This is a genomic window from Promicromonospora vindobonensis, from assembly GCF_042685865.1.
Lineage (GTDB): Bacteria > Actinomycetota > Actinomycetes > Actinomycetales > Cellulomonadaceae > Promicromonospora > Promicromonospora vindobonensis.
In genome coordinates this window covers 2,793,862-2,812,960 of the sequence record NZ_JBHUOG010000002.1, presented here as the reverse complement: position 1 = coordinate 2,812,960, position 19,099 = coordinate 2,793,862, and the positions used below count along the sequence as shown (strand labels likewise).

The window sequence follows — 19,099 nt, the reverse complement described above, 5'->3', positions numbered from 1 at the left end:
CGGGGGTCAGGCGCCTGCGCCGCCGTCCACCTGGAGGATCGCGCCCGTGACGTACGAGGCGCGGTCGCTCAGGAGCCAGGCCGCGGCCTCGGCGATCTCCTCGGGCTGTGCCCCGCGGCGCAGCGGGACCGCGGGCGTCATCTGCTCCATCAGCCCCGGAGTGTGCTCCTCCCAGGTCCGGATCATCTCCGTGTAGGTGCCGCCGGGGGATACCGCGTTGACCCGGATCCCCTCCGGGCCGTAGGTCACGGCGGCCGACTCCGTGAGGCTGTTCAGGCCTCGCTTCATCGCGCCGTAGGCGGGCAGCACGGGGTTGGCCCGCAGGCTGCCGATGCTGGTGTTGTTGACGATGGCGCCGGTGCCCGCCGTGGCGCGGATGGCGTTGATCTCGGCGACCAAGGCCAGCCACGGCCCGCGCAGGTTGACGGCGTAGACGCGGTCGAAGTCGGCCTCGGACACCTCGTCCAGCGGCTGGGGCGGGGTGAACGCGGCGCCGTTGTTGAACGCGACGTCCAGGCGCCCGTACAGCTCCACCGCGTGGTCGACGGCGGCGCGCACGCTGTCGGCGTCGGACAGGTCGGCCACTACGTACTCCGCCGTGCCGCCCGCCGCCCGGACCTCTTCGGTCACTGTTCTGAGCTGCGACTCCGTGCGGGCCGAGAGCAGCACGGTGGCGCCCTCGCGGGCGAACAGGTGGGCCGCGGCGGCGCCGATGCCGCGGCCGGCACCGGTGATGAAGGCGACCTTGCCTGCCAGCAGGCCGGCTCCGGTCGTCGCGGTGGTCGCTTCGGTGGTTGGTGTGCTCATACCGACGAGCCTGCGCCGGATCCCGGGACCTATCCAGGCATCGCGGGTACCTGGCTACCGTCGCGGCGCCCGCCCATACTCGGGGGTATGGACAGAGCCGAGCTCGCGACGTTCCTGCGCGGCCGGCGCGAGCGGATCAGCCCCGCCGACGTCGGACTGCCCGCGGGGCAGCGACGTCGTACACCGGGCCTGCGCCGCGAGGAGGTGGCGCAGCTCGCGTACATCTCGACCGAGTACTACACGCGGCTGGAGCAGGCCCGCGGCCCGCATCCCTCGCGCGAGGTCTTGGGCGGGCTCGCCCGGGCGCTGCGCCTTTCCGACGCCGAACGGAGCTACCTGCACCAGCTCGCCGGCGTCCCGCCGGGCCCGCCGCCCGGACCGTCGCGCGAGGTGCGCCCGAGCATCCAGCTCATGCTGGACCGACTGCCGCAGGCCGCGGCGTTCGTGACCTCCGCGACCCTCGAGGTGATCGGCTGGAACGGCCTCGCGGCGGCACTCATGGAGGACTGGTCGGCGCTGCCCCGGCGCGAGCGCAACCTCGCGCGGCGGGCCTTCCTCGGACCGGAGGCCCCGGGCGACCGGCTGTACGGAGTGTCCGACGCCGCCGAGTTCGCCCGCTCCGCCACCGCAAGGCTGCGCGTCACGGCGGCCCGGTACCCGGGCGACCCCGAGGTGACCGCGCTGGTCGACGAGCTCGTCGCGGGCAGCCCGGAGTTCGCCGAGCTCTGGGCCGCCGGGAACGTGCAGACCACCCGCACGCTGCGCAAGTCCTTCCAGCACCCGCTGGTCGGGCTGGTCACCGTGAACTGCGACTCGCTCGACCTCACCGAACAGGACCAGCAGGTCGTGGTCTACACGGCCGATCCGGGATCGTCGTCCGAGGAGGCGCTGCGCCTCCTGTCGGTCATCGGGACCCAGCGGATGGACGTCGCCACCTGAGGTCGTCGGTCGTCACGCCCACCACCACGTCGGTCCGGTCGCCAGGCCGACGATCACGGCGATGACGCCCAGCAGCGGGACGAGACCCTGCTTGAGCGCCGCGCCACGCTTGGACGGGTCCGAGATCACCAGGACCAGCGCCGCCGCGACCATGGAGCCAGCGCCGGAGAGCACGAGCGCAGCGCCCACCGCCGTCGACCCGGTGGCGGCCAGGACGATGCCGACCACCGTGACGATCGCCAGGAAGAGGTTGTAGAAGCCCTGGTTCAGGGCCATGGGCCGCATCGCCTCGGCCTGCTCCGCCGTCATGTCGAACGTCGCCAGCGTCTTCCGGTCCGTCCAGGCGAAGGACTCCAGGTAGAAGATGTAGACGTGGATCAGAGCCGCGATACCCGCGAGGACAAGTCCGACGACCAGCACTGTGGATTCCTTCTCGAGGCGGGGGTGTGATCGGCAGTATGTCAGGGGAGGGACCTCCTCAGCGCGCCGGACGGCCGCCGGGTTCGCACCGACCGGACCGGGTCGTCCGGGAATAGGCAGCGCGCCTTCGTGGCTCCGGTTCGTATGGAATGGGAGATGACGGCGCTGCGGCGCGAGCGGCTGCCTGCTGAGGCGAGCCTGGTTCGGCCCGGCGCGCTCTGGGGACTGGTCCTGTCCGGTGCCGTGACCCTCGAGACGGCCGGTGACCGCCGGACGATCCTGCCCGGCGACGCGGTGCTCGTCGACTCGCGGACGGCGCACCGGCTCACTGCCGACGTCGAGACCGACCTCGTGCACGGGGACCTGCGCCGGTCCGTCCCGTCCACGCCGCTGCCGAGCCCGCTGGTCCAGCGCGGGTTCGGCGAGGAGCACCCCGGCGTCGTCACCCTCGTGACAACGTGCCCGCTCTCGGCGAAGTGCACGGCGGACCAGTTCGCGTCGGCCTACGCAGCTCTCGTCGGGGCGGCGATCCTGTCGATGTGGCACCCCGCAGACCACGCCGGCCAGGCCGGCGACGGCCGCCGCCCGGCCGACGACGCGCAGGTCGCCGAGGTGGTGGCGGCCCTCGCCGCCGAGCCGGGCGAGCCGTGGACGCTCGACCGGATGGCCGGCCTGGTGCACCTGTCGCGCTCGGCGCTGACCGAGCGGTTCCGCCGCGCGACCGGGCACAGCCCCATGCGGATGCTGCGGGAGGTGCGCATGAACCGGGCCCGCACCCTGCTCACCAAGCAGTGCCTGGCGGTCACCCGGGTGGCGTTCGAGGTGGGGTACGGATCGGTCGCCGCGTTCAGCCGGGCGTTCACCGCCGACCACGGCGTCTCGCCGCTCGCGTGGCGGGCGATCCCGAGGGCGTCAGTCGCGGGGTATCCGCAGGAACGCCCAGCCGAGCCCCGCCGCCACCGCCGCTCCCGCCCCGACCAGCAGCAGCGGCCGGACGCCGTACCCGTCCAGTAGCAACCCGCCGAGCGCGGAGCCCACGGTGATCGCCACCTGGAAGGCCGTGACGCTGAGTGACATCGCCGACTCCGTCCGCTGGGGCTCGACCCGTGCGCCCCAGAGCTGGACGATGACGGGGATCATGTTGAACGCGAAGCCCCACAGGACCACCGCGACGGTCAGCACCGGCACGGACGAGGCATTCGCGGTGAGCACGAGGGCGACGCCGAGCGCGATCGGTGCGGCAGCGGCCAGCGGGCGCAGCCGGCGCGCGAGCAGCCCGGCCACGATCGTGCCCGTGACGGCGCCGGCGCCCCACGCCAGCAGCATCCAGGTGGTGGCGCCGGGATCGATGCGGTCGATCGCGAGGCGGATGTACGGGTAGGCCGCGAAGTTGCCGAATGCGACCAGCACCACGCAACCGATGCCTGCCATCAGCCGCGTGTTGCGCAGGGCCTCCTTCAGCATCCGCAGGCCCGCCGTCGGGTGGGCCGGTACGGACGGGATGGCAGCGGCGAACGCGACCGCACTGATCGCGCAGAGGACGGCGGCGCCTCCGAACGCCGCCCGCCAACCGACGGCGTCGCCCACGATCGATCCGACCGGGACGCCGAGCACCGTCGCGATGCTGACGCCGAACGAGATGGCCGACGACACCAGGCGGTCCCTGCCGGGGACGGCGTGGGTGCCGACGCCGAAGGCGAACGACCAGTACCCGGCAATCGCGATGCCGAGCAGGAGGCGGCCGACCAGCAGCACCGCGAAGCTCGGCGCGACGGCGACCGCGAGGTTCGACACCGCGGCGGCGGCGAGCAGGCCGAGCATCACCGTGCGCCGGTCAGCCCGGGGGAGCAGCACGGCGATGCTCGGCGCGGTGAAGGCTCCGGCGATCGCCGTCGCGGCCACGGCGAGGCCCGCCGTGCCTTCGCTCACGCCGATGTCGGCCGCGAGGCCCGGCAGGACGCTCGCGGGCAGGAACTCGCTCGCGACCAGGATCGCGATACCGGAGGAGAGCGCGGCGACCGGGGCCCAGGTCGCGCGGCGTGGGGCGCTCAGGTCAGGGCTCGGTGGTGAAGGCTGTGCGGGCACAGTGGCGCTCTGGGTGGGCATACCCTCACCCTGGCCGCCGCCCGCTCCGCCCGGTTGATCCCGTGACGCCCCCCGTTGATCGGTCGGCCAAGAAGCTCGAGACCGGGGTTGTGCTCGCTGGGCCCTCGACCCGTTCTCGGCGGCTCCTACGCGTCCGTCGACGTTCGGGTCGCGCGGTCCTGCCGCCACGCGCGGACACCCGCCACCACCGACGCCGCGATGACCACGCCAGCCACGATGTACGCGATGGGCCGCACCGACGGGTTCGACGCCGCGAAGTACCCGAGCACGGTGATCAGCACGGCCCAGCTCAGCGCCCCGAAGACGTTCGCGGTGAGGAACTTCGCGTACGGCATGCGGGTCACGCCAGCGATCACGGGGACGAACACGCGCGCCCACGGCATGTAGCGGCCGATCACGACGGACCACCACCCGAACAGGTCGTAGAACTTCTCGGTCCGGGCCACGGCACCCTGCACCCAGCGCCCCTTCCGGGACTCGAGGTACGGCCGCCCGTACCTGCGGCCCAGCAGGAACGCCACCTGGTCTCCCGCCACGGCCGCGACGCCGACGCCGATGGCGAGCACCCAGATGTCGATGCGGTCCGTGCTGCCTGCCACGATCCCCGCGCCGAACAGCAGGCCGTCGCCGGTCAGGAACGGGATGAAGACGCCGACGAAGAACGCCGTCCCGACGAACACGAGGCCCCAGACCACGAGGTAGAACGTGAGGGGGCCCAGGACGTCGAGCCAGCCGGCCACGTCGTCGGACACCGTGGTTCTGATCATCGTGGGCGCCCTCCGGTCCTGACAGGGATGTCCTGTTAGGACACCCTAAGCGGTCCGGAGCGCCCTGTGGCCGCCGTCAGGCGCCCGGGCGGTCGACCACCCTCGACATCACCAGTGCCGTGCGCGTCTTGACCACGTGCGTGACGGTCCGGATCCGTTCGACGACGTGCTCGATCTGCTCCATGTTCGCCGCCATGACGTGCACCATCGCGTCGGCGTCGCCCGTCACGGTGGAGACCCGCACCACCTCGGGGATGGGGGCGAAGTCCCGCTCGAGCACGGCCGGGGACACGATGCCGGAGCAGAAGATCTCGACGTACCCCTCGAGGGTCCACCCCATCGCCTGCGGGTCCACGCGCACGGTGAAGCCCGCGATCTCCCCGCGGGCGATCATGAGGTCCACCCGGCGCTTCACGGCGGGGGCCGAGAGCCCGACGACGCCCCCAACCTCCTGGTACGTGGCGCGCCCGTCGCGCAGCAGTTCTCCGACGATCGCGCGGTTAACGGCATCCATGAACGAATCGTTCAGTACATCGCACGATTGCGCAAGAAACCGTGGCTGAATGCGCAACGGATGCGTGCTTGTTGTGAATCGGTGCGGCCGTAGCCTCACGACATGACGCAGACCACCGCGCAGCCGCAGACCACCGCACAGCGGATCGCCACACCGAGGCACTACCTCATGTGCCCGCCCACGTACTTCGACGTCGTCTATGCCATCAACCCCTGGATGGACCCGTCCTCGCCGGTCGACACCGCAAAGGCCCTCGCACAGTGGGAGGTGCTCCGCGCCACCTACGAGGCACGCGGGCACCGGGTCGACGTCATCGAGCCCGAGCCAGGCCTGCCCGACATGGTCTACGCGGCCAACGGCGGGATCGTCGTCGGTGGACGGGCGCTCGCGGCCCGGTTCACCTACCCCGAGCGCGCGGCCGAGGGCCCCGCGTACGACCGCTGGTTCGACACTCCCGCCGCTCAGGGCTACCGCCGGCTCGGCGAGGCCGTCGAGACCATGGAGGGCGAGGGCGACCTGCTGCTCATCGGCAAGGTGCTCCTCGCCGGCACCGGCTTCCGCACCACGCCCGCAGGCCACGCCGAGGTGGCCGAGCGGCTGGAGCTGGCCGAGCAGGGCATCGAGCTGGTCCCGCTCGAGCTGGTCGACCCGCGCTACTACCACCTCGACACGGCACTCTCGGTGCTCGACGACGGCGCCGTGTCCGGCGAGACCGTCGTCGCCTACCACCCGGAGGCGTTCAGCCCGGCCGCCCAGGAGACCCTGCGCCGCCTCTTCCCCGACGCCATCCTCGTCGGCGCCGAGGACGCCGCCGTGCTCGGGCTGAACGTCGTGTCCGACGGGCTGCACGTGTTCCTCAGCGAGCGTGCCCGGGACTACGCCGACGCGCTCAAGGAGCGCGGGTTCGTGCCTGTCGGTATCGACCTGTCCGAGATCTTCAAGGGCGGCGGCTCGGTCAAGTGCTGCACGCTCGAGCTGCGTCCCGACGCCGCTGCCGCGACCGCCACCACAGAGGAGACCCCGCGATGACCACTGTTCCGTACCTCGACGTCGCTGCCACTGCCCGCTGGGTGGCCCGTCGCGGCCCCGAGGCGGCCATCGCCGCGCTCACCGACGCCCTGGAGCGCGACTTCGCCCGCTGGCCGGAGCTCGACAAGCGGCCGCGCATCGCGTCGCACTCGACCGACGGCGTCATCGAGCTCATGCCCACCTCCGACGAGGAGACCTACGGGTTCAAGCTCGTCAACGGGCACCCGCTGAACCCGGCTCTCGGGTTCCAGACGGTGACCGCGATCGGCATGCTGGCCTCCGTCCGCAACGGCTACCCGACGTTCCTCGCCGAGATGACGCTCCTGACCGCGCTGCGGACGGCCGCGACGTCGGCGCTGGCCGCCCGGTACCTCGCGCCGGCCGGGTCCCGCACGCTCGCCCTGATCGGATGCGGCTCGCAGGCCGAGTTCCAGGCCCTCGGCATGCGCGCGGAGCTGGGCATCGAGACGCTGCGGATCTTCGACGTCGACCGCGACGCGATGGAGAAGCTGGCGGGGCACGCCAAGGCGCTCGGCTTCGACGTCGTCCTGGCCGACGACGCCGCTGACGCGGCCCGTGGTGCCGACGTGATCACCACCTGCACCGCCGACAAGCAGAATGCGACCGTGCTGCACGACGCCGACGTCACCGGCGGGGTGTTCATCAACGCGATCGGCGGCGACTGCCCGGGCAAGACCGAGCTGGACCCGGCGATCGTTGCACGCGCGAGCGTGTTCGTGGAGCTGCCTGAGCAGACCCGCATCGAGGGCGAGATCCAGCGCCAGGCGGCCGACTTCCCGGTCACCGAGCTGTGGGAGGTCATCACCGGTGCCGAGCAGGGTCGCCGGAGCCAGGACGAGCTGATCGTGTGGGACTCCGTCGGCTTCGCCGTGGAGGACTGGACGGCGCTGAAGTTCGTGCTCGAGGACGTGACGGCGAACGCGCCGGAGCTGCTCCAGCACCTCGACCTGATCGCCGAGCCGACGGACCCGAAGGACCTCTACTCCCTGGTGGCACAGGCCTGACCGATCGCCTGACGGTGGCGAGGTGAGCCCACGTCTGCGGGGTGTGTTTCTCTGCGTAGACAGGTTCTACGCAGAGCAACACACCTCCCGTTCGTAGGCTGTCCCCGCCGCGACACGCCGGTGACGCGCTCGGCCGCCGAGGTCCGCTACGGCAGGGTCCAGCGCTGGACGGCGCTCCCGTCACAGTTGGCGATCTCGGTGCGGGTGCCGTCGTTCTGCACCCGTCCGACGGGTTGCAGGCAGCGCCCGGACTGCGGGTTGCGCAGCGCCTGGGTGCCGCTCGTGCGTGCCCACTGCTGAGCGCCCGTCCCGTTGCACTCCCAGAGCTGGACCGCTGTGCCCGCCGCCGTGCCGCCGCCCGCGACGTCGAGACACTTGCCGAGCGCGCGGACGGTGCCGTCCGAGCCGACGGTCCACTGCTGGGCCTGGCCGCCGTTGCAGTGGGCGAGCTGGATGGGCGTGCCGTTGGCCGTTCCCGCCCCTGCGACGTCGAGGCAGATCCCGTTGCTCGCGGTGACCGTGCCGGTAGAGCCGCCGCCACCGCCGCCCGTCGAGTCGTAGACGCGGACGTAGTCGACGACCATCTGCTGCGGGAACTGGGTGGTGCCGTCGGGGTAGCCGGGCCAGTTGCCGCCGACGGCGACGTTCAGGATGAAGAAGAACGGCTGGTTGAAGACCCACGGGTTGCTGCCGGTGTTCGCCGTGGTGAAGGTCTGGTAGGCGTTGCCGTCCACGAGCCAGGTGATGGAGTTGGGGCTCCAGTCGATGGCGAAGGTGTGGAAGTCATCGGCGAACGACCAGCCCTGCGGGTGCTGGTACTGCCCGGTGATCGGGTTGCCGCCGGAGTAGCCCGGGCCGTGCAGGGTGCCGTGCACCAGGTGGGGCTCCCTGCCGATGTTCTCCATGATGTCGATCTCGCCGGAGTTCGGCCACGGCGTGCCGGGGAACTGACCGCCGAGCATCCAGAACGCGGGCCAGATGCCTTGGCCGCGTGGGATCTTGATCCGGGCCTCGAGGTGCCCGTACTGCGGCTGGACCTTGCCCTTGGTCGTCATCCGCGCCGAGGTGTAGCCGCCGTTGCCGTCCTGGCGGGCGGTGATGACGAGGTTCCCGTTCCCGTCGAGCGCCGAGTTCTGCCGGGAGCTGGTGTAGTTCTGCAGCTCGTTGTTGCCCCAGCCGCCCGCGCCGGTCTCCAGGTTCCAGTTGGCGGGGTTCGGGGCGGCGCCCGCCGGCCCGTCGAACTCGTCCGACCAGGTCAGCGCGGCGGCAGCGGCGGAGGTGTCGGACGCTGACGAGGCAGGGCCCGTGTCGGGTGCCGCCACGGCGTCCGGCGCCTTCGCCGTGGCCGCGGAGGCGACGAGCGAGGCCGACAGGACGAGGGTCAGGGCGGCGGTCGCCGTCAGGACAGTGCGGGTCGTGCGGTGTCTCGTGCTACGCATCGAACGCTCCTTCGCGAACGTGTTCCCCCCACCGCACGGAGCCGCGCGACAGGCATGACTGCGGCAGTCGCACGTGCACTCCGGTGTGCCACGGCGGTGCGTGAGAGCCGACGAGTACTCACGAAAAGTATCGGTGTGCCATACCGGGTTCACAACGGCCTGATCAGCACATACGGGTTTTCCCCACGGTCGTCCCACGGCGGCGTGGCCCGCGCATGCGGACGGCGCCCGGCCGCGGGGAGCGGTCGGACGCCGTCGTGGTGCCGCTGACGTGATCAGGCGGCGGTGGTGACCTCGATGCGCTGCGGCGTCGTGCCGGCGAAGACGCCAGGGACGGTGACCGTCAGCACGCCGGCGTCGTAGGACGCGCGGACGGCGTCGCCGTCCACGGTCTTCGGCAGCGTGACCGTGCGGCGGAAGGAGCCGAAGCGGACCTCCGAGATGCGGCGGCCCTCGGACTCCTCCGAACGCTGGTCCTTGCGCTCGCCGCGCACGACGAGCTTGCGCCCCTCGACCTCGACGGTGATGTCGGTGGCCGGGTCGACACCCGGCAGGTCGAGGCGGGCGACGAGGTCCTCGCCCTCGCGGTAGACGTCGGCAGCGGGCACGGGGCCCTCGGCGACGGCTGACTGCGGGCTCCACGGGTCGCGGAGCCAGGTCTGGGCGAACGGTGAACGGGTCAGAACGGCGGTCATGATGTTCTCCTCCGGATGGGGTTGATGATCAGTTCAACCTGAGTCGACCCGACTCAATTTCCGGGTTCGCCGACGGCGGACGAGGGCTGCGGTCAGCCGCCGTCAGTGCCGGGTGATGGTCAGGCTCGTCGCGTCCCCTGCGACGGCGACCTCAGCGGTCCCGCCGACCGGGAGCGTGAGCAGCGGGCTCGTGTGCCCGAAGTCCACGCCGGCCAGCACTGGCTTGCCCCGCAGCGCCGGCTGGCGCGCGACGATCTCGTCGAGGGCCGCGCGGGTCACCGCGGAGGTGCCCTGGAACCGGCCGATCACGAGGCCGGTGATGCCGTCGGCGCCGGGCTGCTGGAGCAGCGAGGTGAGGGTGCGCGCGACGTGAGCGGCGTCCGACTCGAAGTCGTCCTCGACGAACAGGAGCGCGCCGTCGAGAGACGGCATGTACGCGGTGCCCTGCAGCAGGCCGAGCGTGGCGAGGTTGCCGCCGACGACCCGACCCGACGCCTGCCCTGGGCACAGCGGCCACCAGCCCTCGTTCGGGACGGGCGTGCGGGTGTCCTGGTCCATGAACCAGGGGTCGTCCGTCCACGCCTGCGCGGGTTTGACGGCGATCGGGGCGTCCTCCATGACCGCGGCCCTGAACCAGTCGCCGGTCGGCTCGAAGTGGTCGCGCATGCCCCAGCTCGACCAGTGCGGGCCCGAGTAGGTGACCAGGCCCGTGCGGGCGAGGATCGCGTTCTGCAGCGCCGTGATGTCCGAGTACCCGCAGAAGACCTTCGGGTGGGCCGCGATGAGGTCGAAGTCCAGGTGGGGGAGCAGCTCGTTGCTGTTGAACCCGCCGATCACGGTGAGGATCCCGGCGACGGAGGGGTCGGCGAACGCGGCGTGCAGGTCCGCCACCCGGTGCTCGATCGAGCCGCTGCGGAACTGGTCGTCCTCGTCGACGTGCGCACCGAACGTGAGGGTGAGACCCATGGCGGCGAACCGCTCGTCGATCCACCGGGTGTTGTCGTGCTCCATGATCATCGCCCGCGACATGGCCGGCGCGACCACCCGGAGGGTGTCGCCGGCCCGGAGCCTGGGCGGAAGGCGGGTCTGTGCGTGCGCTGACATGCCCTGAGCCTATGGTCACCGTGCCGGCCGTCCCGGTGAGGGTGCCGCAGACCGGTATCCGGGGCGATGATGGAAGGGTTCGCAACGACGCGAGGAGGACCCGATGAAGGCAGCAGTGGGCGACCGGATAGTCACGGCCTCGGGTGTGGTCGGCGGCGCGGTGCGCGACGGCGTGATCACCGAGTGCCCCCATGCCGACGGCACGCCGCCCTACCGGGTGAGGTGGTCGGACACGGGCGAGGAGACGCTCGTCTACCCCGGCGCCGACACCGTCGTCGATCCGGCGGCCCGGGCGGCTCTCGGTGTGCCGGGTGAGCCGGCGGGACCGGGCGAGGTGCGGCAGGGGCGCGCGCTCACCTGGGACGTGCGGATCACAGTGGTCGAGTCAGGGGGCAGCACGACGGCGGAGGCCACGGTGATGAACGGCCCGTCGGACGCGCTGCGCGGCGTCGGGCACGCCAGGAAGGCACCGGAGGACCCTGAGGTGCCGCTGATCGGCGACGAGCTCGCCGCCGGCCGGGCGCTGCGCCGGCTGGCCGACCGCCTGCTCGCCGTGGCGGAGAAGGACGTCTCGGCGGCGGTCGGGCACAAGGCACACGTCCACCGGTAGCTCCACGGACTACGCAAGGATGCCGGAGGCGCACAGCGCGGCACGCACCTCGGCGTCCAGCCACGGCTCGATGCCCTCCCACGTGGTGCGCCACGAGACCCCGGTGATCTGGCTGCCGTCGGGGAACGTCTCGATGTAGTCGGCCTGGAGCACGCCGAAGTTGTCGCACCAGAAGGCGTTCGCAGGGCTGCCGTCGAGGAGCTGGTCGATGCGCATCGCCGACGTCGAGACGCCGTCCGGCAGCAAGAGCGGCTGGGTGTCGGTGCGCACCAGCAGAGCGTGCTGCGTGCGCGTGGGGTCGGCGTCGTCGAGCTGGGTGTACTCGACCCACGCGCCCACCGTCGCGAGCTCCAGCACCAGCAGGTAGCGCGCGAACGACGGCACGCCGTCACCGACCCCTGGCGGCAGCTCGGCACGTTCGAACGCCACGTCCACGCCGCCGGGCTCGCGCTGCAGGGAGTAGCGCACCCAGCGGCGCACGTCGCCGTCGAACTCGACCCGTTGCCTGGCCCGCAGCACGACGTCGGGGGTGGGCCGCATGGCGAGCACGGAGTCGAGCACCCGCAGGCCGTCGTGGGTCTGCGACTCCCGGCGCACGAGAGCGCCGTCGGGGGTGGTCCCGTTGTTGCTCAGCGCGTGGATGTGCATGGTCGATTCTGTCGTCCGGCGCGGCTCCGGCGCCATAGCGCGGGCGTGTCCGGCCCCGGTGTGCTTTGCCCCCGGTACGCCGGGTAGGTTGCGGACATGAGCGAGCGCGTTGACGTGGAACAGCATCGGGCCGACGTCGCGGAGCTCCTCGCGGAGCTCGCAGACCGGCCGACGGAAGAGGTATCCATCCACCGGGAGGTGCTCGGGCGGGTCCTTGCGCGCGACGTCGTCGCGCCGGTGCCGCTGCCCCGCTTCCGCAACTCGCAGATGGACGGGTTCGCGGTGCGTGCGGCCGACGTCGCCTCGGCAGGCCCCGGGACACCCGTCACCCTGCCCGTCGCGGGTGACGTGGCCGCGGCGCCGGGCGAGCCCGCTGCGCTGGAGCCGGGTACCGCGGTCCGCATCATGACCGGCGCGCCCGTCCCCGCGGGCGCCGACGCGGTGGTCCCCGTCGAGGACACCGACCACGTGACCTTCAACGGCGTCCACGACGACTCCGTGACGAAGGTAGAGGTGCTGCGCGGCCGGGACGCCGGGGAGTTCGTGCGGGAGCCCGGGTCCGACGTGCCGGAGGGCGCCGTCGTGCTGCGCGCAGGCACGGTGCTGGCGCCGCACCACGTGGCGGCGGCCGCCGCGTGCGGCATCGCCCGGCTGACGGTCCGCGTGCCGGTCTCCGTGGCCATCGTGTCGACGGGGAGCGAGCTCGTCGCGCCGGACGGCGAGCCGGGCCCCGGCCAGATCTGGGACGCGAACGGTCCGGCCCTCGCGGCAGCCGTCCGTGCGGCGGGCGGCCGGGTCGGCCTGCGCCTGACCGTTCCCGACGAGCCGGAGATCGTCCGGATGGGCCTGGAGCGGGCGGCGGCGCTCTGCGACGTCGTCCTGACGACCGGCGGAGTGAGCCAGGGGGCGTACGAGGTGGTCAAGGAGGCACTGCCGGACGTCACCTTCCGCTCCGTGGCCATGCAGCCCGGCGGGCCGCAGGGCCTCGGGAGGGTCGCGGGCAAGCCGGTGCTGACCTTCCCGGGCAACCCGGTCAGTGCCCAGGTCTCGTTCGTCGTGTTCCTCCGCGACATCCTGCGGCAGGCGAGCAGCCTGCCGCCCGTCGAGCCGGTTCCGGCGGTGCTCGACGCGGCCGTCGGCTCGCCGGACGGGAAGCGGCAGCTGCTGCGCGGGCGCTGGGTCGCCGACGCCGGTGCCGGCGCGCGGGTCGCCGTGGTCGGTGGGCCGGGGTCGCACCTCGTGGCGTCGATGGCGGCTGCGGACGTGCTGATCGACGTCCCCGCCGCCACGACCACGCTGTCCGATGGTGCAGAGGTGACGGTGTGGCCGCTGTGACGCAGGGCGCGCCGCCGGTGGGTGTGACAGGTTCGGCCGACGACGGCGAGGGAGAACTGATGAACGAGGTCGTGCGGGTGACGCAGGACGTGCTCGACGATGCGATCGGTCGGGCGGTCGAGGAAGCGGTGGCGGCGCCCGAGTGCGGTGCGGTGGTCACGTTCCGCGGTGTGGTGCGCGACGACGACGGCGGCCGCGCCGTCACGAGCCTCGACTACGAGGCGCACCCTGACGCGACAGGTGTTCTACAAAAAGTGTGTCAGGCGGTGGCCGCGGAGACGGGCCTGCGCGTGGCGGCCACCCACCGGTACGGGCACCTCGAGGTCGGGGACGTCGCACTCGTGGCGTCGGCGTCGGCGGGACACCGCAAGGAGGCGTTCGAGGCCTGTTCCCTGCTGGTGGAGCGCATCAAGGCCGAGGTGCCGATCTGGAAGAAGCAGCAGTTCACCGACGGCGAGTCCGAGTGGGTCGGTCTGTAGGCGGCCGACGCTCAGCCGCCGATCGCACCCATGCTGCGCTCGGTGTCGGCGAAGGCGTCGGCCGCGAGCTCGACGGCGTCGCTGCCGTGCGCGCGGGGCTTCGCCCACATGGCGGCCCGCCACGCGTCGCCGACCTCGTCGTCCGTCGCGCCGTTGCGCAGCAGCGCCTTCAGGTCCGTCTCCTCGTTCCCGAACAGGCACGACCGGACGGTGCCCTCTGCCGTCAGCCGGGTACGGTCGCAGGCGCCGCAGAAGGAACGGGTCACGGAGGCGATGATGCCGACGGTCGCAGGACCGTCGCCCACCAACCACTCCTCGGCCGGGGCTGAGGGGTCCTCGCGGCCCGCCGGGGTCAGCGTGAACCGTTCTTCGAGCCGGCTCAGCAGGTCGGCCGCGCTCACGACGTCGTCGCGCGTCCACTGCCCGTCCGCGTCGAGCGGCATCTCCTCGATGAAGCGGAGGTTGCAGCCGTGCTCGACGGCCCAGGCGAGCAGGTCCGCGGCGCCCGCGAGGGTCTCGGGCAGGAGCACGGCGTTGATCTTGACCGGCGCCAGCCCCGCGGCGAGGGCCGCGCGGATTCCCTTGAGCACGTCGTCCAGGCGGTCGCGCCGGGTCAGGGTCGCGAACGCCTCCCGGTCCACCGTGTCGAGCGAGACGTTGACCCGGTCCAGTCCGGCCGCGACCAGCGTGCCCACGCGCTTGTCGAGGCCGAGGGCGTTCGAGGTCATGGCGATGCGGACGCGTTCGGGAGTCGCCCGGGTGGTGGTGCGTCCTGCCTCGACGGACGACATGGCGTCGTCGGCCGCCGTCCGCGCGGCGCCGATGATCTGCTCCAGGTCGCGCCGCATGAGCGGCTCACCACCGGTGAAGCGGATGTCGCGGATGCCGAGGTCCCGTACGCCGATGCCGACGAGCCGACCGATCTCCTCCGGCGTCATCAGCTCGTCCTGCGGCACCAGAGGCAGCCCTTCTGCGGGCATGCAGTAGGTGCAGCGCAGGGAGCACGCCGTCGTGATGGACACGCGCAGGTCGCGCGCGACGCGTCCGTACCGGTCGACGAGGAGCGGGGTGTCGGGGCGCGGCTTGCCTGCCGGTGTGGCAGCGCGCCGCGGCAGGCCTCGGACCGACGGGATTCCGAGCGTGACGGCTGCCATGCTCCGAGCCTAGACCAGTGTCGGCAGCGGCTGAGTCGTGTGTGGGGCCCAGGGGTGGATCGACGGCTGCCTACGATGTGGCCCATGACTGACAACCTCATCGCGATCATCGGCCCGGGCGCGATCGGCGGCCTCACCGCCGCGATGCTCCAGCAGGCGGGGCACGACGTCGTCGTGGTCGCTCGGGAGAAGACGGCCCGGCAGATCACGGAGCACGGCCTGGACGTGGCGACCGACGAGTTCGGGACGTGGCACGCCCCGCTGGCCGCGACGACGGAGGTCCCGCACGGCGCCCGCGTGATCGTGGCGGTCAAGGCGGAGGGCGTCGCGGACGCCGCCGCGCTGCTCGCCGGCACCGCGCCGACGGAGGTGCTGTCCCTGCTCAACGGCCTGGACCACCTGGCAGTGCTGCGCGCGGCACTGCCAGGCGTGCGTGTCGTGGGCGCCACCATCGCCGGCGAGACGCTGCGTACGGGCGCCGGCGGCTTCGGGCCGGCCCTCGTTCGCCACCGCGGCACCCTGCTCCGGGCGGTCGTGCCCGACGACGCGACGGAGCTCGTCGTCGTGGCCGCCCTGCGGGACACGCCCATCGAGGTGATCACGGGCGGCACCGACGAGGAGGTGCTGTGGAAGAAGTTGCGCTTCCTCGCGCCGCTCGCGCTCCTGACGTCCGCCTGGGCCACCGGCATCGGCGACGCCCTGACCCGCGACCCCGCCCTGACGTCCGGCCTGCTGGCCGAGATCGCCGCGACGGCCTCCGCCGAGGGCGTGCCGACCACGGGCGAGGACCTGCAGGGCATCCTCGGCGGTTTCCCCGCGCCGATGCGGTCGTCCTTGCAGGCGGACATCGAGGCCGGCCGCGAGGGTGAGCTCGACGCCATCGGCGGGGCGGTGCGCCGCCGGGCGGCGTCTCACGGCCTCCCGACCCCGCACCTGGACGACGTCATCACCAGGATCGCCACCCGCGCCGCCCACCCGGGCTGACCCGTCGAGAGCTGGACGTTCGCCCCTCCGGGACCTGAAGAAAGCGCAGTCAGGCGTAGCCGGCCTTGACCACCAGGACCGGTGCGGGGGAGTCGAGCAGCACCCGCTGCGTCGTCGACCCGACGAGGAACTTGCCGACCGTCGAGTGCTTGCGGGAGCCGATCACCACGAGGTCCGCCGCGACGGCCTCGGCCTGGTCGACGATCGCGTCGGCGACGTCGGACAGCTCCGACCGGAAGGTGATCGGCGCGACCGTGACGGTGCCGGGGACGGTGTCGAGCAGGTGCGCCAGCGCGGCGGGGACGTTGACACCTACCTGCGGCGTGAGGACGAGGACTGCCAGCCCTTGCCGGCGTCGCACCGCCTCGGTGACGGCGGCGCGCATCGCGGCCTCACCCTGGGGCGACTCGTTGTACGCCACGAGGACGGTCATCGGTCCTTGCACCTCCGGACAGGTTCGCCGGGTGTCACCCCTGCTGGTGAAACTCTCTCACATGTCAGGGGGTCCGGCAGTCGTCCGCTGCCACGTGAACCGTCGTCCGGGCCGCCACGCCTGCCCGCACGGTCGCGGCACCGGACGGTGCCCTTTTCGTTTCGCCGGGGCCGCCGGACTTGTAGGGTCCGAGTGCTTGCAGCGTCCGGGCGAGCGGCCGGATCGGTTGAGAACGAAGGAGCACGTCATGGGCCTGCTGGACAAGATCAAGGGCGAGCTGGTCGACATCGTCGAATGGCTCGACGACACACGGGACACCATCGTGTGGCGGTTCCCCCGGTACGAGAACGAGATCAAGATGGGCGCACAGCTCGTCGTGCGCGAGTCGCAGGCCGCCGTCTTCGTCAACGAGGGCCTGATCGCCGACGTGTTCGAGCCGGGCACCTACACCCTCGAGACCCAGAACCTGCCCGTCCTGTCGACGCTGAAGGGCTGGAAGTACGGCTTCCACTCGCCCTTCAAGGCAGAGGTGTACTTCGTCAGCACCCGCCAGTTCACCGACCTGAAATGGGGCACGAAGAACCCCGTCATGATGCGGGACCCGGAGCTGGGCATGGTGCGCCTGCGCGCCTTCGGCGCGTTCGCCGCCCGCGTCACCGACCCGCAGAGGCTGCTGCGTGAGCTCGTCGGCACCGACCCGCAGTTCCGTACCGACGAGGTGCACGAGTACCTGCGCCAGAACGTCGTGAGCCACCTCGCGAGCGCGCTCGCGTCCGCAGGGATCCCGGTGATCGACCTCGCCGCCCACCACGCGGAGCTCGGCACCCAGCTCGCGACCAAGCTCACCGACGAGCTCGCTGAGCTGGGCATCTCCGTGCCGAACTTCGTCATCGAGAACATCTCCCTGCCGCCGGAGGTCGAGGAGGCGCTCGACAAGCGCACGTCCATGGGCATCGTGTCCTCAGGGACCGTCGGCAGCATGGCCGCGTTCCAGCAGTTCCAGGCGGGCGCCGCGATGGAGGCAGCGGCCGAGGGCGGCGGGAGCGCAGGCGCCGTGATCGGCATGGGGCTCGGCCAGTCGGTCGGGAACGCGATAGTGCCGCCCACCCAGCCGGCACCTGCCGCAGCGGCCCCTGCGGCAGGTCCGCCGCCGCTGCCCGGCTGGTACCTGGGCAACGGCGGTGCGCAGACCGGCCCGTACGACGACGCCGCGCTGGCCGCCCAGGCAGCCGCAGGCGCCCTGACGCCCGGGACGCTCATCTGGCGCGCCGGGATGGCGGCCTGGGAGCCGGCGTCCTCGGTGCCCGACGTCGCGAAGCACCTCGGCGCCACCCCGCCGCCCCTCCCGCCGCAGGCCTGACGATGGCGGAGCTCACCGAGGGCGGCACGACAGCCCACCACGCCTACCCCTGCGAGCAGTGCGGGGCCAGCGTCGAGTTCGCGGCCGGGACCGGGACGCTGACCTGCCCGTACTGCGGGCACACTCAGCAGGTCACCGCCGTCGGCGAGGTACGCGAGCACGACTTCGCGAGCCTCGCCGCGACGCCGCGCCCCGCCGCGCCGGCCACGCACGACTACCGGTGCGGCACGTGCGGCGCGATGACCACCAGCGACCACCTGTCGCAGAAGTGCGGGTTCTGCGGCTCGCCGATGGTCGCGGAGGTCGAGGCGCTCGGCCTGGTCGAGCCGGAGGCGGTGCTCCCCTTCGGGGTCGACAGGCTGTCGATGCAGAGCGCCCTGCAGAAGTGGGTGCGCTCGCGGTGGTTCGCGCCGTCGGCCCTGAAGAAGGTGGTGTCCGCTGAGCAGGCGCACGGCGTCTACCTGCCGCACTGGACGTTCGACGCGCAGACCCGGTCCGCCTACACGGGGCAGCGCGGCGAGCACTACTGGGTCACCGAGACGTACACCACCACCGACTCGGAGGGCCGGAGCCAGACCCACACCCGGCAGGTGCAGAAGACCCGCTGGTACCCGGCGTCCGGCACGGTGGCGCGGGCCTTCGACGACGTGCTCGTCGCGGGGACGGGGCGGGTCATGCCCGAGCACCTGGCCAAGCTCAACCCGTGGCCGCTGGAGCAGGCGGCGCAGTACCAGCCCGACTACCTGGCCGGCTACGAGACGCTGCGGTACGACGTCGAGCCGGAGGCCGGGCTCGACGTGGCGAAGCAGAAGATGGCGCCGGTGATCGAGAACGACTGCGAGCGGGACATCGGAGGCGACGTCCAGCGCGTGCACCACGTGGACACGGGCTACTCCGACATCACGTACAAGCTCTTGCTGCTGCCGGTGTGGATCGCGACGTACCTGTACGGCGGCAAGCCGTTCCAGGTGCTGGTCAACGCGCGCACGGCCGAGGTGGTGGGCGAGCGTCCCTGGTCCGCCTGGAAGATCACGCTGGCGGTCATCGCCGGACTGGCTCTGGTCGCCGCGATCGTGTGGCTGGTGGTGGCGTCCCAGGACGGCGGGGCGACGACCGTCGTCTACTCGGGGCTCGTGCTCTTTGGCGATCCAGCGGCGCGTGAGAGCGTTGGGCTCTACGTGGAACCCGGCGTCTGATCCTGGCGTCGCGGAACCGCACGTCCGGCCCGTCCGTTGGTGACCTGCAGACGAC

21 protein-coding genes are annotated in these 19,099 nt (G+C 72.2%); 10 read left to right on the top strand and 11 right to left on the bottom strand.

Going from position 1 to position 19,099, the window contains the following annotated elements; all coding sequences use genetic code 11:
- Positions 1 to 6: 6 nt before the first annotated feature.
- The gene (locus tag ACFS27_RS25860; protein WP_377189573.1) at positions 7 to 807 is read right to left on the bottom strand and encodes an SDR family NAD(P)-dependent oxidoreductase; all 801 of its coding nucleotides are present in this window, start codon (positions 805 to 807) and stop codon (positions 7 to 9) included.
- Between the two features lie 87 nt (positions 808 to 894).
- On the opposite strand from ACFS27_RS25860, the gene ACFS27_RS25855 reads away from it, so the two are divergent.
- Entirely contained in the window at positions 895 to 1,746 is an 852-nt protein-coding gene (locus ACFS27_RS25855) for a helix-turn-helix transcriptional regulator (protein ID WP_377189570.1), read from the top strand.
- Positions 1,747 to 1,758: 12 nt separating this feature from the next.
- Here the strand turns inward: ACFS27_RS25855 and ACFS27_RS25850 are convergent, their stop codons facing one another.
- Positions 1,759 to 2,166 (bottom strand): DUF1304 domain-containing protein, encoded by a 408-nt coding sequence (locus tag ACFS27_RS25850; RefSeq protein ID WP_377189567.1) that lies wholly within the window; start codon positions 2,164 to 2,166, stop codon positions 1,759 to 1,761.
- A 156-nt stretch (positions 2,167 to 2,322) separates the two neighbouring features.
- Between ACFS27_RS25850 and ACFS27_RS25845 the strand changes: the two genes are divergently transcribed.
- Positions 2,323 to 3,180, top strand: a complete 858-nt coding sequence (locus ACFS27_RS25845; protein WP_377189564.1) for a helix-turn-helix domain-containing protein — start codon at positions 2,323 to 2,325, stop codon at positions 3,178 to 3,180.
- Here ACFS27_RS25845 and ACFS27_RS25840 read toward each other — a convergent pair.
- From ACFS27_RS25840 to ACFS27_RS25830, 3 genes are all read right to left on the bottom strand, one after another.
- Positions 3,079 to 4,272: an MFS transporter gene (locus ACFS27_RS25840; RefSeq protein ID WP_377189561.1), complete on the bottom strand. Its 1,194-nt coding sequence runs from the start codon at positions 4,270 to 4,272 to the stop codon at positions 3,079 to 3,081. The genes ACFS27_RS25845 and ACFS27_RS25840 overlap by 102 nt on opposite strands.
- Positions 4,273 to 4,397: 125 nt before the next feature.
- The gene (locus tag ACFS27_RS25835) at positions 4,398 to 5,039 is read right to left on the bottom strand and encodes a DedA family protein (RefSeq protein WP_377189558.1); all 642 of its coding nucleotides are present in this window, start codon (positions 5,037 to 5,039) and stop codon (positions 4,398 to 4,400) included.
- A gap of 76 nt (positions 5,040 to 5,115) precedes the next feature.
- Positions 5,116 to 5,553 (bottom strand): Lrp/AsnC family transcriptional regulator, encoded by a 438-nt coding sequence (locus ACFS27_RS25830; protein ID WP_377189555.1) that lies wholly within the window; start codon positions 5,551 to 5,553, stop codon positions 5,116 to 5,118.
- 102 nt (positions 5,554 to 5,655) lie between these two features.
- On the opposite strand from ACFS27_RS25830, the gene ddaH reads away from it, so the two are divergent.
- The gene (ddaH, locus tag ACFS27_RS25825) at positions 5,656 to 6,582 is read left to right on the top strand and encodes a dimethylargininase (RefSeq protein ID WP_377189552.1); all 927 of its coding nucleotides are present in this window, start codon (positions 5,656 to 5,658) and stop codon (positions 6,580 to 6,582) included.
- Positions 6,579 to 7,607 carry an ornithine cyclodeaminase gene (locus ACFS27_RS25820; RefSeq protein WP_377189549.1) on the top strand — a complete coding sequence of 343 codons (1,029 nt, stop codon included), beginning with the start codon at positions 6,579 to 6,581 and terminating at the stop codon, positions 7,605 to 7,607. Before ddaH ends, ACFS27_RS25820 begins: the two co-directional genes overlap by 4 nt.
- A 146-nt stretch (positions 7,608 to 7,753) precedes the next feature.
- Here ACFS27_RS25820 and ACFS27_RS25815 read toward each other — a convergent pair whose 3' ends face one another.
- The 3 genes from ACFS27_RS25815 to ACFS27_RS25805 all read right to left on the bottom strand — a co-directional run bounded on the left by ACFS27_RS25815 (position 7,754) and on the right by ACFS27_RS25805 (position 10,845).
- The gene (locus tag ACFS27_RS25815; RefSeq protein WP_377189546.1) at positions 7,754 to 9,046 is read right to left on the bottom strand and encodes a family 16 glycosylhydrolase; all 1,293 of its coding nucleotides are present in this window, start codon (positions 9,044 to 9,046) and stop codon (positions 7,754 to 7,756) included.
- Between the two features lie 275 nt (positions 9,047 to 9,321).
- Entirely contained in the window at positions 9,322 to 9,741 is a 420-nt protein-coding gene (locus ACFS27_RS25810) for an Hsp20/alpha crystallin family protein (protein WP_377189544.1), read from the bottom strand.
- 102 nt (positions 9,742 to 9,843) lie between these two features.
- Positions 9,844 to 10,845, bottom strand: coding sequence for a S66 family peptidase (locus ACFS27_RS25805; protein ID WP_377189541.1), 1,002 nt, complete (start codon positions 10,843 to 10,845; stop codon positions 9,844 to 9,846).
- A 103-nt stretch (positions 10,846 to 10,948) separates the two neighbouring features.
- Here ACFS27_RS25805 and ACFS27_RS25800 point away from each other — a divergent pair, with 103 nt between their 5' ends.
- Positions 10,949 to 11,455, top strand: a complete 507-nt coding sequence (locus ACFS27_RS25800; protein WP_377189538.1) for a dsRBD fold-containing protein — start codon at positions 10,949 to 10,951, stop codon at positions 11,453 to 11,455.
- 9 nt (positions 11,456 to 11,464) lie between these two features.
- On the opposite strand, the gene ACFS27_RS25795 is transcribed toward ACFS27_RS25800, so the two are convergent.
- Complete coding sequence (locus tag ACFS27_RS25795; RefSeq protein ID WP_377189535.1) at positions 11,465 to 12,103, bottom strand: hypothetical protein; 639 nt, start codon at positions 12,101 to 12,103, stop codon at positions 11,465 to 11,467.
- A gap of 96 nt (positions 12,104 to 12,199) precedes the next feature.
- Here ACFS27_RS25795 and ACFS27_RS25790 point away from each other — a divergent pair, with 96 nt between their 5' ends.
- Positions 12,200 to 13,438 carry a molybdopterin molybdotransferase MoeA gene (locus ACFS27_RS25790; protein ID WP_377189532.1) on the top strand — a complete coding sequence of 413 codons (1,239 nt, stop codon included), beginning with the start codon at positions 12,200 to 12,202 and terminating at the stop codon, positions 13,436 to 13,438.
- A 59-nt stretch (positions 13,439 to 13,497) separates the two neighbouring features.
- Entirely contained in the window at positions 13,498 to 13,917 is a 420-nt protein-coding gene (locus ACFS27_RS25785; protein ID WP_377191192.1) for a molybdenum cofactor biosynthesis protein MoaE, read from the top strand.
- Positions 13,918 to 13,928: 11 nt separating this feature from the next.
- On the opposite strand, the gene moaA is transcribed toward ACFS27_RS25785, so the two are convergent.
- Positions 13,929 to 15,071: a GTP 3',8-cyclase MoaA gene (gene moaA, locus ACFS27_RS25780; RefSeq protein WP_377189529.1), complete on the bottom strand. Its 1,143-nt coding sequence runs from the start codon at positions 15,069 to 15,071 to the stop codon at positions 13,929 to 13,931.
- A gap of 84 nt (positions 15,072 to 15,155) precedes the next feature.
- On the opposite strand from moaA, the gene ACFS27_RS25775 reads away from it, so the two are divergent.
- Positions 15,156 to 16,055, top strand: coding sequence for a ketopantoate reductase family protein (locus ACFS27_RS25775; RefSeq protein WP_377189526.1), 900 nt, complete (start codon positions 15,156 to 15,158; stop codon positions 16,053 to 16,055).
- A gap of 49 nt (positions 16,056 to 16,104) precedes the next feature.
- Here ACFS27_RS25775 and ACFS27_RS25770 read toward each other — a convergent pair whose 3' ends face one another.
- Positions 16,105 to 16,488: a universal stress protein gene (locus tag ACFS27_RS25770; protein WP_377189523.1), complete on the bottom strand. Its 384-nt coding sequence runs from the start codon at positions 16,486 to 16,488 to the stop codon at positions 16,105 to 16,107.
- Positions 16,489 to 16,735: 247 nt separating this feature from the next.
- Between ACFS27_RS25770 and ACFS27_RS25765 the strand changes: the two genes are divergently transcribed.
- Together ACFS27_RS25765 and ACFS27_RS25760 are read left to right on the top strand one after the other, a co-directional pair.
- Positions 16,736 to 17,848, top strand: a complete 1,113-nt coding sequence (locus tag ACFS27_RS25765; RefSeq protein ID WP_377189520.1) for an SPFH domain-containing protein — start codon at positions 16,736 to 16,738, stop codon at positions 17,846 to 17,848.
- Positions 17,849 to 17,850: 2 nt separating this feature from the next.
- Positions 17,851 to 19,044, top strand: a complete 1,194-nt coding sequence (locus ACFS27_RS25760; protein ID WP_377189517.1) for a hypothetical protein — start codon at positions 17,851 to 17,853, stop codon at positions 19,042 to 19,044.
- Positions 19,045 to 19,099: the final 55 nt, after the last annotated feature.

Coding starts and splice junctions, on each gene's coding strand:
- ACFS27_RS25860 (WP_377189573.1), bottom strand. CDS start 807: ATGAGCACACCAACCACCGAAGCGACCACCGCGACGACCGGAGCCGGC.
- ACFS27_RS25855 (WP_377189570.1), top strand. CDS start 895: ATGGACAGAGCCGAGCTCGCGACGTTCCTGCGCGGCCGGCGCGAGCGG.
- ACFS27_RS25845 (WP_377189564.1), top strand. CDS start 2,323: ATGACGGCGCTGCGGCGCGAGCGGCTGCCTGCTGAGGCGAGCCTGGTT.
- ACFS27_RS25840 (WP_377189561.1), bottom strand. CDS start 4,272: ATGCCCACCCAGAGCGCCACTGTGCCCGCACAGCCTTCACCACCGAGC.
- ACFS27_RS25835 (WP_377189558.1), bottom strand. CDS start 5,039: ATGATCAGAACCACGGTGTCCGACGACGTGGCCGGCTGGCTCGACGTC.
- ACFS27_RS25830 (WP_377189555.1), bottom strand. CDS start 5,553: ATGGATGCCGTTAACCGCGCGATCGTCGGAGAACTGCTGCGCGACGGG.
- ddaH (WP_377189552.1), top strand. CDS start 5,656: ATGACGCAGACCACCGCGCAGCCGCAGACCACCGCACAGCGGATCGCC.
- ACFS27_RS25820 (WP_377189549.1), top strand. CDS start 6,579: ATGACCACTGTTCCGTACCTCGACGTCGCTGCCACTGCCCGCTGGGTG.
- ACFS27_RS25815 (WP_377189546.1), bottom strand. CDS start 9,046: ATGCGTAGCACGAGACACCGCACGACCCGCACTGTCCTGACGGCGACC.
- ACFS27_RS25810 (WP_377189544.1), bottom strand. CDS start 9,741: ATGACCGCCGTTCTGACCCGTTCACCGTTCGCCCAGACCTGGCTCCGC.
- ACFS27_RS25805 (WP_377189541.1), bottom strand. CDS start 10,845: ATGTCAGCGCACGCACAGACCCGCCTTCCGCCCAGGCTCCGGGCCGGC.
- ACFS27_RS25800 (WP_377189538.1), top strand. CDS start 10,949: ATGAAGGCAGCAGTGGGCGACCGGATAGTCACGGCCTCGGGTGTGGTC.
- ACFS27_RS25795 (WP_377189535.1), bottom strand. CDS start 12,103: ATGCACATCCACGCGCTGAGCAACAACGGGACCACCCCCGACGGCGCT.
- ACFS27_RS25790 (WP_377189532.1), top strand. CDS start 12,200: ATGAGCGAGCGCGTTGACGTGGAACAGCATCGGGCCGACGTCGCGGAG.
- ACFS27_RS25785 (WP_377191192.1), top strand. CDS start 13,498: ATGAACGAGGTCGTGCGGGTGACGCAGGACGTGCTCGACGATGCGATC.
- moaA (WP_377189529.1), bottom strand. CDS start 15,071: ATGGCAGCCGTCACGCTCGGAATCCCGTCGGTCCGAGGCCTGCCGCGG.
- ACFS27_RS25775 (WP_377189526.1), top strand. CDS start 15,156: ATGACTGACAACCTCATCGCGATCATCGGCCCGGGCGCGATCGGCGGC.
- ACFS27_RS25770 (WP_377189523.1), bottom strand. CDS start 16,488: ATGACCGTCCTCGTGGCGTACAACGAGTCGCCCCAGGGTGAGGCCGCG.
- ACFS27_RS25765 (WP_377189520.1), top strand. CDS start 16,736: ATGGGCCTGCTGGACAAGATCAAGGGCGAGCTGGTCGACATCGTCGAA.
- ACFS27_RS25760 (WP_377189517.1), top strand. CDS start 17,851: ATGGCGGAGCTCACCGAGGGCGGCACGACAGCCCACCACGCCTACCCC.